Origin of the sequence: Roseomonas sp. CAU 1739, from assembly GCF_039839775.1 — a bacterium.
In the GTDB taxonomy this organism is placed as follows: domain Bacteria; phylum Pseudomonadota; class Alphaproteobacteria; order Acetobacterales; family Acetobacteraceae; genus Neoroseomonas.
This window is the reverse complement of sequence record NZ_JBDOQQ010000006.1, coordinates 191,531-204,158: the sequence shown is the minus strand read 5'-3', so window position 1 is coordinate 204,158 and position 12,628 is coordinate 191,531. Positions and strand designations below refer to the sequence as shown.

Annotated in this window: 16 protein-coding genes and 1 other RNA gene; 14 read left to right on the top strand and 3 right to left on the bottom strand. The window is 68.5% G+C overall.

Annotated elements, in window-relative coordinates; translation table 11 throughout:
* Window positions 1-68: 68 nt before the first annotated feature.
* Both AAFN86_RS12560 and thyX read right to left on the bottom strand, forming a co-directional pair.
* Window positions 69-326, bottom strand: coding sequence for a hypothetical protein (locus AAFN86_RS12560; RefSeq protein ID WP_347543668.1), 258 nt, complete (start codon window positions 324-326; stop codon window positions 69-71).
* 84 nt (window positions 327-410) lie between these two features.
* Window positions 411-1,352 carry an FAD-dependent thymidylate synthase gene (gene thyX / locus AAFN86_RS12555; protein ID WP_347543667.1) on the bottom strand — a complete coding sequence of 314 codons (942 nt, stop codon included), beginning with the start codon at window positions 1,350-1,352 and terminating at the stop codon, window positions 411-413.
* Between the two features lie 233 nt (window positions 1,353-1,585).
* On the opposite strand from thyX, the gene AAFN86_RS12550 reads away from it, so the two are divergent.
* The 8 genes from AAFN86_RS12550 (at window position 1,586) to AAFN86_RS12515 (ending at window position 7,054) form a co-directional block, all read left to right on the top strand.
* Complete coding sequence (locus AAFN86_RS12550) at window positions 1,586-2,755, top strand: M20 aminoacylase family protein (protein WP_347543666.1); 1,170 nt, start codon at window positions 1,586-1,588, stop codon at window positions 2,753-2,755.
* 8 nt (window positions 2,756-2,763) lie between these two features.
* Window positions 2,764-3,085, top strand: a transfer-messenger RNA (tmRNA) gene (ssrA, locus tag AAFN86_RS12545).
* A 40-nt stretch (window positions 3,086-3,125) separates the two neighbouring features.
* The gene (locus AAFN86_RS12540) at window positions 3,126-3,644 is read left to right on the top strand and encodes an SspB family protein (protein WP_408906601.1); all 519 of its coding nucleotides are present in this window, start codon (window positions 3,126-3,128) and stop codon (window positions 3,642-3,644) included.
* 345 nt (window positions 3,645-3,989) lie between these two features.
* Window positions 3,990-5,651, top strand: a complete 1,662-nt coding sequence (locus tag AAFN86_RS12535; RefSeq protein WP_347543664.1) for a fumarate hydratase — start codon at window positions 3,990-3,992, stop codon at window positions 5,649-5,651.
* Window positions 5,652-5,844: 193 nt separating this feature from the next.
* Window positions 5,845-6,093 (top strand): DUF2798 domain-containing protein, encoded by a 249-nt coding sequence (locus AAFN86_RS12530; RefSeq protein WP_347543663.1) that lies wholly within the window; start codon window positions 5,845-5,847, stop codon window positions 6,091-6,093.
* A 31-nt stretch (window positions 6,094-6,124) separates the two neighbouring features.
* Complete coding sequence (locus AAFN86_RS12525; protein ID WP_347543662.1) at window positions 6,125-6,382, top strand: DUF1272 domain-containing protein; 258 nt, start codon at window positions 6,125-6,127, stop codon at window positions 6,380-6,382.
* Between the two features lie 13 nt (window positions 6,383-6,395).
* Window positions 6,396-6,671: a hypothetical protein gene (locus tag AAFN86_RS12520; protein ID WP_347543661.1), complete on the top strand. Its 276-nt coding sequence runs from the start codon at window positions 6,396-6,398 to the stop codon at window positions 6,669-6,671.
* A complete protein-coding gene (locus AAFN86_RS12515; RefSeq protein WP_347543660.1) occupies window positions 6,668-7,054 on the top strand; it encodes a RidA family protein in 387 nt (128 codons plus the stop codon). Before AAFN86_RS12520 ends, AAFN86_RS12515 begins: the two co-directional genes overlap by 4 nt.
* Window positions 7,055-7,167: 113 nt before the next feature.
* On the opposite strand, the gene AAFN86_RS12510 is transcribed toward AAFN86_RS12515, so the two are convergent.
* Complete coding sequence (locus tag AAFN86_RS12510) at window positions 7,168-8,019, bottom strand: N-formylglutamate amidohydrolase (RefSeq protein WP_347543659.1); 852 nt, start codon at window positions 8,017-8,019, stop codon at window positions 7,168-7,170.
* Between the two features lie 284 nt (window positions 8,020-8,303).
* Between AAFN86_RS12510 and AAFN86_RS12505 the strand changes: the two genes are divergently transcribed.
* From AAFN86_RS12505 to AAFN86_RS12480, 6 genes are all read left to right on the top strand, one after another.
* The gene (locus tag AAFN86_RS12505) at window positions 8,304-8,627 is read left to right on the top strand and encodes a hypothetical protein (RefSeq protein ID WP_347543658.1); all 324 of its coding nucleotides are present in this window, start codon (window positions 8,304-8,306) and stop codon (window positions 8,625-8,627) included.
* A gap of 65 nt (window positions 8,628-8,692) precedes the next feature.
* Window positions 8,693-9,100, top strand: coding sequence for a VOC family protein (locus AAFN86_RS12500; protein WP_347543657.1), 408 nt, complete (start codon window positions 8,693-8,695; stop codon window positions 9,098-9,100).
* 28 nt (window positions 9,101-9,128) lie between these two features.
* Window positions 9,129-10,541: a class II fumarate hydratase gene (locus AAFN86_RS12495; RefSeq protein WP_347543656.1), complete on the top strand. Its 1,413-nt coding sequence runs from the start codon at window positions 9,129-9,131 to the stop codon at window positions 10,539-10,541.
* Window positions 10,538-10,762, top strand: coding sequence for a ribbon-helix-helix domain-containing protein (locus AAFN86_RS12490; RefSeq protein ID WP_347543655.1), 225 nt, complete (start codon window positions 10,538-10,540; stop codon window positions 10,760-10,762). The genes AAFN86_RS12495 and AAFN86_RS12490 overlap by 4 nt, the downstream gene beginning before the upstream one ends.
* A gap of 461 nt (window positions 10,763-11,223) precedes the next feature.
* Window positions 11,224-12,090: a cytochrome c oxidase subunit 3 gene (locus tag AAFN86_RS12485; protein WP_347543654.1), complete on the top strand. Its 867-nt coding sequence runs from the start codon at window positions 11,224-11,226 to the stop codon at window positions 12,088-12,090.
* Window positions 12,091-12,241: 151 nt separating this feature from the next.
* Entirely contained in the window at window positions 12,242-12,592 is a 351-nt protein-coding gene (locus AAFN86_RS12480; protein WP_347543653.1) for a DUF983 domain-containing protein, read from the top strand.
* The last annotated feature ends 36 nt before the right edge of the window (window positions 12,593-12,628 follow it).

Genomic DNA, 12,628 nt, shown 5'->3' with positions numbered 1-12,628 from the left:
GCGGTTTCCCCCAGGGGCGGTCTTTCCAGGGTTTCGTCGTCGGCGCCTGGAAAGTTACGCGCGCGGCGCTACCGCCTCTGCGTCATCCGCCCGACCACGAAGCCGAAGGCGAAGGTGCCGATCAGGATCGCCGCCACCTCCCCCATCAGCGCATGGACCAGCGGCAGGCCAACCAGCAGCGCAAGGGTGAAGCCGCCGATGAAGATCCAGCGCCGCGTGGCCGGACCCAGTGCCCCCCAGCGACTGGCTGCCTTCCTCGCCTGGGTCCGTGGCGCCCGCGCAGCCTTCGCCTTGGCCGGCGCGCGGGCCTTGGCGTTGCCGCTCATGCCGCCAGGCCTGGCAGCACCACGCGGCCACGCCATGCCGCGGCATTCAGCCGCCCGGCGCGCGCGCGAACAACCGTAGCACGCTCAGTCCGCATCGCGGCCGATCGTCTCCAACAGCTCCCGCCATTCGCGCTTCGACAGGCCGGAGCCTTCCTGCGTGACCGTCTCGCCGCCGAGCATCCGCTTCACGATGGCCATCATCTGCGCCGACAGAGTGACGGCACCCAGGCGGTAGTCGCGGAACGCGTCGAAGGCCATCGGCACCCAGGCCTTCACCGTGTCCAGCATCGCCTCGGCATAGACGCGGATCTCGTACTGCGCATGGGCATCGGCGCGCAGGGACAGGAAGTGGAGCAGATTGTGCAGGTCCGTCTTCCAATACCATTGCGTATAGGCATTCAGCGTGAGGTTCATGCGCGCCAGTTCGCGCGCCAGCCCCTGCCGGCCAGGGTCGCGCGCCGCGCCCTCCTCATCCTCGTTCAGCATGTCGAGGTAATGGTCGTAGTTGCGCGTCGCATCCTCGCGCAGCAGGTCGAGCACGCGCGCGGCCTCCGCACCCTGCAGCACGTCGCCGCGGCCCTGCCGGTTCACCGCCGACTGCGCCGCAAGCTGGTCGGGCGCAGGGATGTAGAATTCGCGATCGAGGATCGAATAGCGCGCCGAATACTCGTTCACATTCGCCGTGCGGTGGCGGATCCACTGGCGCGCGATGAAGATCGGCAGCTTCACATGATACTTGATCTCGCACATCTCGAAGGGCGTCGAGTGGCGGTGCCGCATCAGGTAGCGGATCAGCCCGCGATCCTCATTCGCCGCGCGGGTCCCGCGGCCATAGGACACACGCGCCGCCTGCACGATGGCGGCGTCGTCGCCCATGTAGTCGATCACGCGGATGAAGCCGTGGTCGAGCACCGGGATCGCCTGGAACAGCATCGCCTCCAGCGCGGGCACGCTGGGCCGGCGCGTGCGGCCTTCCGCGGCGCGGGCGGCGTCGATTTCGTGCTGCTGGTCGTCGGTCAGCGCCATGGCGATCCCCTCGGCGGCGGCAACGCGCCACCTCAGACCGCCTAATAGGCGGGCTGGGAGCGGCACGCCAAGGGGCCCTGAGAGCGCGCCGAGGCAAAGCCTCCGGCCAAGGGGCGGGTGGCGTTGGATCACGGGCCCGTGGCGCCGGACCGGCGCAAGCCGGCCGCCACCAGGGGGCTGGGCCGGCACGGGAACCGGGTGCAGCATGGGCGCAACCTCGAATTGGAGCCGCCATGTCACCCCTCGACGCCATCCGCCGCGACCAGGCTGAACTGACCGCCATCCGGCAGGATTTCCACGCCCACCCGGAACTCGGCATGGCGGAACACCGCACCGCCGAAATCGTCGCCCGCAAGCTGGAATCCTGGGGCATCGAGGTGCATCGCGGCGTGGGCGTCACCGGCGTGGTCGGCGTGCTGCGCAACGGCACCGGCAACCGGGCCATCGGCCTGCGCGCCGACATGGACGCGCTGCCGATCGAGGAACTCAACGACGTCCCCTATCGCAGCGCGACCAAGGGCGTGATGCATGCCTGTGGCCATGACGGTCACACCACCATGCTGCTGGGTGCCGCCAAGTACCTCGCCGAGACGCGCAACTTCGACGGCATCGTCCACTTCATCTTCCAGCCCGGCGAGGAAGGCTGCGGCGGCGCCCTGGCCATGCTCGAGGACCGGCTGTTCGAACGCTTCCCCTGCGATGCCATCTACGGCATGCACAACCGGCCGGGCATGCCGGTCGGGCAATACGGCATCCGTCCTGGCCCAATCGCGGCGGGCGGTGCCTTTTTCGACATACTGGTGCATGGCAAGGGATCCCACGGCGCGAGGCCGGAAGCCTCGATCGACCCGGTGCTGGCCGCCTGCCACATCACCACCGCGCTGCAATCCATCGTCAGCCGCACGCTGTCACCGCGCGACCCCGCCGTGGTCAGCGTGACGAAGGTGCTGGGCGGGGAGGCCTACAACGTCATCCCCGAGACCGCGACGATCTCCGGCACCGCCCGCTTCTTCACACGCGAGGTCGGCGAGCAGATCGAGGAAGCGATGCGCCGCGTGGCGGAGGGTGTCGCGGCCGGCTTCGGTGCGACGGCGGCGCTGTCCTGGCGGCTGATCTTCGCGCCGACCATCAACGATGCCGTCCAGACCGAGGCCTATGCCGAAGCCGCCGCCGAACTGGTCGGCACGGACAAGGTCGCGCGCGACAACCCGCCGGGGATGGGGTCGGAGGATTTCTCCTTCATGATGGAGAAGGTCCCCGGCGCCTATATCCATGTCGGCAATGGGCCAGGGGCGATGCCGCACAACCCGCGCTACCAGTTCAATGACGAGACGATCCCCTATGGCGCCGCACTGTATGCTCGGGTCATCGAACGGGGCTTGTCGCGCGACGGGCAGGGCTGATCCGAATTACCCTCGAAATCCGCAACGCGCTCGCCTATATACGGTCCGTCACCTCGGTGACTATGGCGATAAACGGCGTATGGAATAAGCGTTGCGGACCCGGGGGCGGTACCCGGCGCCTCCACCATCAAACCCCGCCTTATCAGCGGCAGATGGGGGCGAAATAGGCTCGACGCGCGCGGTAAAGATCCGTCTTTTGCCCGGCATTGTACCGCCGTTATCGGGCTAAATCACAAGTGCCAATGATAACGGTCGCGAGACCGTGGCGCTCGCTGCCTAGAGATAGGTAAGCGCGGTTCGGGGGGCACCGGGCAACAGAAGCCCCCCACTTCTCTTGGCAATCCGCGCCGACCTGCCATAGATGGCCCGCATGAGCGACGACGCCGCACCGCCCGACAGCCTGATGCCCTACGATCTCTGGGCCGAGGAAGCCCTGCGCGAGGTCGCCGTCCGCGCGATCGAAAGCGCGGCGGCCAACGGCCTGCCCGGGGAGCACCATTTCTACCTGACCTTCCGGACCGACCATCCCGGCACCTCGGTGCCGGGTCACCTGAAGGCGCGCTACCCGCAGGAGATCACCATCGTCCTGCAGCACCAGTTCGAGGACCTGATCGTCAACCGTGACGCCCAGCGCTTCGAGGTGACGCTGTTTTTCGGTGGCGTGCCGTCCCGCCTGGTGGTGCCCTTCGGCGCGCTGACCATGTTCCACGATCCGCATGTCCGCTTCGGTCTGCGCTTCCCGGTACTCGGCATGGATGAGCCCGCCGCCAATGACGAACCGGAAGGCCCGGCCGAGCCGCCGCCGCCGGCCGCCGAGGAGCCGCCGGCCGGTCCGGCCCAGGTGGTCAGCCTCGATGCCTTCCGCCGCAAACCCGCCAAGGACGGCTGAGGAACGGACGCTGCCCGCCAAGCGCAGCGCTCGGCCCTGGACGCAAAGATGGAGGGGCGCTTGCCCCTCCAGACCGCCCCGCCAAAGGCCTGGGGGCCTTTGGAATGCCGTCACTTGGTATTGGGCAACGCGGCCAGGATTGACGTCCGCGGACACCGCCGGGCCTTGAGCGTCGCCTGCGGATCGAGATGCCCAATTGCGCGGCACCAGGTGACGGTTTCCAAATAGCCACAGTCCTTTGGTTCGGAGAGGGGCAAAGCCGTTCTCCGTGCCCCCGGTTGGCGCCCCGCCCCACCCTGCGCTAGACCCGGCCTTGCGCGCCCGTTGCGCGCCCGGAGACCGCGCATGACCCCGCCCCTCGACGCCGCCAGCCCCGCCCGCCCCGAAGGCTACCGCTTCAGCACGATGTTCCCGCTGGGCGAGGACGCCACGCCGTACCGCAAGCTCGACATCGGCGGCGTCTCGGTCATCGAGGTGGACGGCAGGAAGGTCCTGAAGGTGAAGCCGGAGACGCTGTCGGAGCTCGCCTTCCAGGCCTGCCACGAGGTCTCCCACCTGCTGCGCCCGGGGCATCTCCAGCAGCTCGCGAACATCCTGAAGGACCCCGAGGCGAGCGCGAATGACCGCTTCGTGGCACTGGACCTGCTGAAGAACGCCAACATCGCCGCCGGCGGTGTGCTGCCGATGTGCCAGGACACCGGCACGGCGATCGTCTTCGGCAAGAAGGGCCAGCGCGTCTGGGTCGAGGGCGATGAGGAGGAGGCGCTGTCCTGGGGCGTCGCCCGCACCTATACCGAGACCAACCTGCGCTATTCGATGATGGCGCCGCTGACCATGTTCGACGAGACCAACACCGGCAACAACCTGCCGGTCGAATTCTCCATCATGGCGCAGCCTGGCGACCACCACGCCGATGAGATGCACCTGATGTTCATCCTCAAGGGTGGTGGATCGGCGAACAAGACCTTCCTGTACCAGCAGACCCGCGCGGTGCTGAACAAGCCGAAGCTGCTCGCCTTCATCGAGGAGAAGATCAAGACGCTCGGCACCTCGGCCTGCCCGCCCTATCACCTGTCCATCGTGATCGGTGGCACGAGCGCCGAGATGAACCTCAAGACGGTGAAGCTGGGGTCCACCAAGTGGCTCGATGCGCTGCCGACCACGGGCGACAAGTCCGGCCATGCGATCCGCGACACCGAGCTGGAGGCCGAGATCCATAAGCTGACGCAGAACCTCGGCATCGGCGCGCAGTTCGGCGGCAAGTATTTCTGCCATGACGTGCGGGTGATCCGCATGGCGCGTCATGGCGCGTCCCTGCCGATCGGCATCGGCGTGTCGTGTTCGGCCGACCGCCAGATCAAGGCGAAGATCACGCCCGAGGGCGTCTTCCTGGAGCAGCTGGAGCACGAGCCAGCGCATTACCTGCCCGAGCACACCGAGGACATCCTGGGCGGGGAGGTCGTGAAGATCGACCTCAACCAGCCGATGGACCAGATCCGCGCGACGCTGTCGCAATATCCGGTGAAGACGCGCGTCTCGCTGACCGGCACCATCGTGGTGGCGCGCGACATCGCCCATGCGAAGCTGCAGGAACGTATCGACGCCGGCCAGGGCCTGCCGCAATACATCAAGGACCACCCGGTCTATTACGCCGGCCCGGCCAAGACGCCGCAGGGCTATGCGACCGGGTCCTTCGGCCCGACCACGGCGGGGCGGATGGACAGCTACGTCGAATCCTTCCAGGCGAATGGCGGGTCGCTGGTCATGCTGGCCAAGGGCAACCGGTCGAAGCAGGTGCTGAACGCCTGCAAGAAGTATGGCGGCTTCTATCTCGGTTCGGTCGGCGGCCCGGCGGCGCGCCTGGCGCAGGACTGCATCCGCAAGGTCGAGGTGCTGGAATACCCCGAGCTTGGCATGGAGGCGGTGTGGCGGATCGAGGTCGAGGATTTCCCCGCCTTCATCGTCGTCGATGACAAGGGGAGTGATTTCTACGAAGGGCTGGAGTAACGCGCCCCATGCCGGGCCGCACAGGCGGGCCCGGCGCGGCCGCTCGGTCAACCGGACCGGCGGCCGATATCCAGCGGCCGCCGCCTTCCAGCGGCCGTCAGCGCCTCACGCCAGGCAACGCACCATCCTGCCCGACCACCCAGGCAGCTTCTGCCGCCGGCCGGTCCGGCCGTTTGTCCTGCGAGGTTCCATCGTGACCACGCTTCCCCGAATCCCAGCCCGCTATGCCGGGATCGTCATGCCCCTGCTGCTGTCCGTCATCATGACCTGCATCATCTCGGGCGTGTCGACCTTCCTCGCCATCGGCTTCTCCCGGGACGCGCTCCGCGCCTGGCCGGTGGGGTGGGCGATGTCCTGGATCGTCGCCTTTCCCACCCTGCTGGTGGTGCTGCCGATCGTCCGTCATCTCGTCTCCGTCCTCGTCGCGCCGCCCACGCGATGACAGAATGAATGGGTCGAGGAAGGAACGCCCCATGCTCGCCCTCCGTCCCAACTGCGAATGCTGCGGCCGCGACCTGGCCCCGGACAGCCGCGACGCGCTGATCTGCTCCTTCGAATGCACCTGGTGCGTCGATTGCGCCCGCACCCGCCTGCCCGGCGGCCTCTGCCCGAATTGCGGCGGCAACCTGGTGCCGCGGCCGATCCGCCCGGCCGAGAAGCTCGCGAAATTCCCCGCCTCGACCGAGCGCATCCACCGCCCCGAACGCTGCGGCGGCCCCGCCACGGCCTGACGGCGGCCGCCGCGTGCCGGATCGCGTCCGCCTCACCGCGCTGATCGCCAATGGCATCCTCTGCGCCGTCTTCGGCGCGCTCGCGCTGGCTGGCCTCGGGACGGAGCCGGCCGCGATCGTCGTGCTCTTCGCCGCGATCTCCGCAACAGCCGGCTTCAACTGGTACGTCATCCGCAAGGCGGCGCGCGTGCTGTCGGAGGAAGCCGGACGGCTGGCCGCACTGCAGCGGCAACTCACGGCACTCCAGGCCGGCACGGCCGCCCCACCGCAGCAAGGACCCCCGCCATGACCGAACGCCGCCACATCTCCTCCGGCTCGAAGTTCGAGGAGCAGATCGGCTATTCCCGCGCCGTCATCATCGGCGACGACATCTGGGTCTCCGGCACCACCGGCTACGACTACGCCACCATGACGATCCAGCCGGACGTCGTCGCCCAGGCCGACCAGACCTTCCGCAACATCGCCGCGGCCCTGGCCCAGGCGGGTGCGACGCTGGACGACGTGGTGCGCGTGCTGTTCATCGTGCCCGACCGGGCCGATTGGGAACCCTGCTGGCCGGTCGTGAAGAAGTATCTCGGCAAGGCGCGCCCGGCCTCGACCCTGATCCATGCCGGGTTGCAGACGGATGCAATGAAGATCGAGATCGAAGTCACCGCACGGCGCGGCGGCTGACGGCCTTCAGAGGTCGAACAGCGGCCACGCGCCGGGGGCAGGCCGGCCGCCCCCGGCCCAGGAGCCACCGTCAGTCAGGCGCGTGGCCCGACCGGGGCAACCCGCACGGCCGCTTACCCCTTGCTGCGCGCCAGGGCGACCACCGCGGCGGCGACGGCAGCCAGGTGCCCGCGCACATCCGCAAGTTCCGGGCGCGGCGTGCGGGCGGCTTCATCCATGTAGAGGCTGCGGTTCATCTCGATCTGCAGGCTGTGGATGCCTTGGTCCGGCGCGCCGTGCTTGCGCACCGATTCAGCGCCGATGAAGTGGGTGTTGCTGGTCACCCTGTAGCCGAAGCCCTTCAGCACGCCGGCGACCACCTCGACCAGTTCGGGGCCGCAGGTGCTGCCGTTGCGGTCGCCGAGATCGAAATCCGAACGGCGCCGGCCCGCATCGGGCGCATTGGCCGCGGGCATCGCCGGCATGGAATGGCAGCTGAGGTGATAGGCCACGCCGTGCTTCGCCCGGAAATCCTTCAGCAGGCGCGTCACCTCATTGTGGTAGGGCCAGTAGAAGTCCTTCAGGCGCTTCTGCACCTCCGCCACCGGCAGGGGCGCGTCGTAGATCGGCTTGGTGCCGGCGCAGACCGTCGGGATCAGGCCGATGCCGCTGCTCGTCTTGGGGCCGGGACGCAGCGGTTCGGGCCATTCACCGTCGATCTGGCCGGGATCGATGTCGAGTTCGTGCCGGTTCAGGTCGATACAGGCGTTGGGGCAATGCGCATAGAGCCAGGTGGCGCCCGCATCGACCACGCCCGCATAGCACTGCTCGACATACATCGAGATCGAGCGCTGCAGATCGGTGAGCATGGCGATGGAACGGAAGTCGCGCGGATATTCGGCGCCGCTGCGCGGTATCTCGAACAGGACCGGCGCGGGCTCGCCGGCCGGGTCGCGCCGGGAAAAGACGCCCGGCAACACATCCATCAACATAGCAGGTCCTCACTTCATCGTTTCGGCGTTCGCATCGCTGCGACCCCATGCGGCGGAAGTATCGCCGCCCCGGATCGGCCAGGGACATATCAAGGCCGTTTCCGGACAGAACGCGCGATCGTTCGGGAATACGGCAAACAGCGCAAGGCCCCGCGCTGTGCATCGCAACCCTTGCCGCAACGCGCCGTTAGCCTTCGCAGCAACACCGCCTCCGCGCTGCCCCAGGCCGCGCGCAGGCTGTGCGTCACGGGCACCACGCCCCGCGAAGGAGATGACGAATGACGACCCGCCGAGGCCTGTTCGCCGCCCTGCCCATCCTCGCCGCGACGGCGGCCGGCCTTGCCTTGCCCGCGACAGCCGAGGCGCAGAGCCTCACGCTGAACTTCGGCCCGCCCCCGCCGCCGCCCTATGCGCGCCCGGTGCCGCCACCGCGGCGCGGCCATGTCTGGGTGGATGGCCACTACCGCTGGAACGGCCGCCGCTATGTCTGGGAGGAAGGCACCTGGGTCCGCGAACGGCGCGGGCGCCACTACGCCCAGCCGCGCTGGGACCAGGATGGCGACCGCTGGCGCTACCACCCTGGCCGGTGGGACCGCGACTGACCGCGGGTGACAGGGCGGCCCCCGGCCTGTACAGGGCGCGGGCCGCCCTTGTTCCAGGATCCGACATGCGCTTCGCCGTCGATCGCCTTGACCACCTGGTCGTCACCTGCCGGGACGTGACCATCTCGGCATCCTGGTACCAGCGCGTGCTGGGGATGGAGGTCGAGGAATTCGGCCCGCACAACCGCACCGCCCTGAGATTCGGCGGCCAGAAGATCAACCTCCGCCCGGTCGAGGCCACGCAACAGGAATGGTGGACGGGTACTGCCGGCGGCATCCCCGGCACGGGCGACCTGTGCTTCATCGTCACAGTCGATGCGGAACAGATCATCGCGCATCTGCACCACTGCGGGGTGGCGGTGGAACAAGGGCCGGTCGCCAAGCATGGCGCGCTCGGGCCGATCACCTCGGTCTATTGCCGCGATCCGGATGGCAACCTGATCGAGATCGCGACCTACGGCGCGCTGGACTGAGCCCCCATATCGCGGGCCGGAGGACAGCATGACCGCCACCCGTACCGAAACCGACTCCCTCGGCACCATCGAGATCCCCGTGGACCGGTACTGGGGCCCGCAGACCGAACGCGCCCGCGCGCTGTTCCGCATCGGCGACGCCCGTCTCGATCCTGGCGTGATCCGCGCCACGGGGCTGCAGAAATGGGCCTCGGCCGAGGCCAATCGCCGGCTTGGCGAACTCCCCGATGATATCGCCGAGCCGATCAAGGTCGCCGCGGCGGAAGTGGAATCCGGCGCCCGCGACGGCGATTTCCCGCTGCCGGTCTGGCAGACCGGGTCGGGCACCCAGACCAACATGAACGCGAACGAGGTCATCTCGAACCGCGCCAATGAATTGATGGGCCAACCGCTTGGCACACGAAAGCCGATCCATCCCAATGACCACGTCAATCGTGGCCAATCCTCCAACGACAGTTTCCCCACCGTCATGCACCTCGCCGCCGTGCATGCGGTGCGCCATCGGCTGCTGCCGGGCCTCGCCCAACTGCACGCCGCCCTGACCGCCAAGGCAGCCGACTACGCCGAAATCGTCAAACTGGGCCGGACCCATCTGATGGATGCCGTGCCGGTCACGCTGGGCGGGGAATTCGCCACCTGGGCCCGCCAGGTGGGCAACGGCATCGCCCGCGTCGCGGACACCCTCCCGCGCCTGCTGCTGCTGCCCCAGGGCGGCACCGCGGCAGGCACCGGACTGAACACCCACCCCGCATTCGACAGCACCTTCTGCGCCATCGTCGCCGAACGGACCGGCGAGGCCTTCGCCCCCAACCCCGACAAATCCGAAGGCATGGCCGCGCATGACGCCTTCGTCGAACTGCATGGCGCGCTGAACACCGTCGCCGTCTCGCTGACCAAGATTGCCAATGATGTCCGCCTGCTCGGCTCCGGCCCGCGTGCCGGCATCGGCGAACTGGTCATCCCGGCCGATGGCCTGTCGTCCTCCATCATGCCCGGCAAGACCAACCCGACGCAGTCCGAGGCGCTGACCATGGTCGCCGCCCGTGTCATGGGCAACCAGACCACGGTGACCTTCGCCGGCGCCCAGGGACATCTGGAACTGAACGTCTTCAAGCCGGTGATCATCCAGGCCGTGCTGGAAAGCACGACGCTGCTGGGCGACGCCGCTCGTTCCTTCGCCACGCACATGGTCGCGAAGCTGGAACCCAATCGCGCGCGCATCGCCGACCAGATGGCGAAGTCGCTGATGCTGGTCACCGCGCTCAACCCGCGCATCGGCTACGACAAGGCCGTCCAGATCGCCAAGCTGGCGCTGGCCGAGGACCTGACGCTGAAGGACGCCGCCATCCGCCTCGGCCACGTATCGGCGCAGGATTTCGACCGCTGGGTACGTGCGGGGGACATGCTCCACCCCGGCGGCACGCTCGAGGGCGGCGGATGAAGCCGCATCTGGCCAAGCGATCCTTCAGCCTGGCCGGCCACCGCACCTCCATCGCCCTGGAACCCGCCTTCTGGGCCGCCCTGGAGGAGGTCGCACGCCGCCGGGGCGGCAGCCTCGCCGCGCTGGTGGCGGAACTGGACGCGGCGCGGGCGGAAGATGGGGCGCCACTGGCCAGCACGCTGCGGGTGTTCGCGCTGCGGCAGGCGCAAGGCGGGGGGTAGGGCCCGTCAGTGTGGGACGATGGTGATTGGAGAAGGGCTCCGCCCCTCTCCAAGCCTCACCCCGCCAGGGGCCAGCGGGCCCCTGGACCGCGGAAAGCCGGGTTTGGTCAGGGAGGATGCGCCGAGGCGTCCTTGCACGGCGGCCCGAAGAACATCATGGGCGCCGGGCAAGGTGCACGCCCCATCCCGGAACGCCCTCCCTGCCCGGCATCAGGTGACGGTTTCCGAGAGCCCGCTGGCCCTTGGCGGGGTGAGCGCTACGACCCGCTCCGGTCTTCCTTCCGCGCCGACGAACCCGCAAATCCTTCACGACCGCCCCGTCCAGTTGGTTTCGCCCTCGGTCCTACATGCATCTTTCGCCCCGCGGGCTTGATCCGGCAGGGGTTTTCGGGATTGATGCGGCGCGATGCGGGCGGGCGGCGCAGGCCGTACGCGCGCGACCTTCAGGTCCAGGGATTCCGATGGCCAGCACCAGCCCCGCGCACGCCGACTCGGCGACCGGCGACATCGCGCCGCACTACAAGCACCCGTATCATCTTGTGGATCCGTCGCCCTGGCCGCTGATCGGGGCGTTCAGCGGTGGCGCGCTGGTGTTCGGCATCGTGTTGTGGGCGCATAACAATGTCCACTGGATGTTCGGGCTCGGCCTGATGGGCGTGCTCGCCACCATGTTCTTCTGGTGGCGCGACGTGGTGAAGGAATCGCGCACGCCCGGCCTGCACTCGTCGATCGTGCAGCTTGGCCTGCGCTACGGCATGACGCTGTTCATCGCGTCGGAGGTGATGTTCTTCGTCGCCTTCTTCTGGGCCTATTTCCACTTCGCCCTGTTCCCCGAACATGTGTCGGGTGCCGCCGCGCCGCCGGTCTGGCCGCCGCGCGGGATCCTGACCTTCGATCCGTGGGGCCTGCCCTTCCTCAACACCATGATCCTGCTGCTGTCGGGCTGCACGGTGACCTGGGCGCATGCGGCCGTGCTGAACAACGACCGCAAGACCGCGGTGAAGGCACTGACCATCACGGTGCTGCTCGGTCTGTCCTTCACGTCCCTGCAGGCCTGGGAATATTCGATGTCGCCCTTCCCCTTCGTGGATGGCGGCGTCTATCCCTCGGTGTTCTTCCTCGCCACCGGCTTCCATGGCTTCCACGTGATGGTGGGCACCACCTTCCTGCTGGTCTGCCTGATCCGCGCCGCCAAGGGCCACTTCACCCCCGAACGCCATTTCGGCTTCGAGGCGGCGGCCTGGTACTGGCATTTCGTGGACGTCGTGTGGCTGTTCCTCTTCGTCTGCATCTATTGGCTGGGCGCGGGCGAGATCGCCCACCACTGATTTGCCCCCCGGGCGGGCCGGCATCCGCCGGCTCTGCCTTCGCGCCCAGGGCGGCCGCCCCGGGTGCGGATGCCAGTCCTGACGCGGGTTGCGCCTTATGTTCCTGGCCGGGCCCCCAAGCCCGGCCTTCGCGTTTGACGGGGGTGGTTCATTGACCCAAGGCGCTTCCCTGGTCACTGCCGCGCTGCTCGGCCGCTGCCCGCGCTGCGGCAAGGGCAAGCTGTTCCGCGGCCTGCTCGACATCCGCCCCCGCTGCGACGTGTGCGACCTCGACCTCAGCGCCCATGACGCCGGGGACGGGCCGGCCGTGGCGGGCATCTTCGTCATTGGGGCGGTGGCGGTCGGCATGGCCCTGTGGGTCGATGCGCGTTTCCGCCCACCGCTCTGGCTCCATGCGGTGGTCTGGCCGCTGGTGGTCCTGCCGCTGTCCATCGTCACCATGCGGCTCGCCAAGGCGGCGCTGGTCGCGCTGCAGTGGCGCCATCGCCGCGATGCGGCCTGACGCGAGGGCGGGTTCCGCCCCGGATACCCCCCCTTG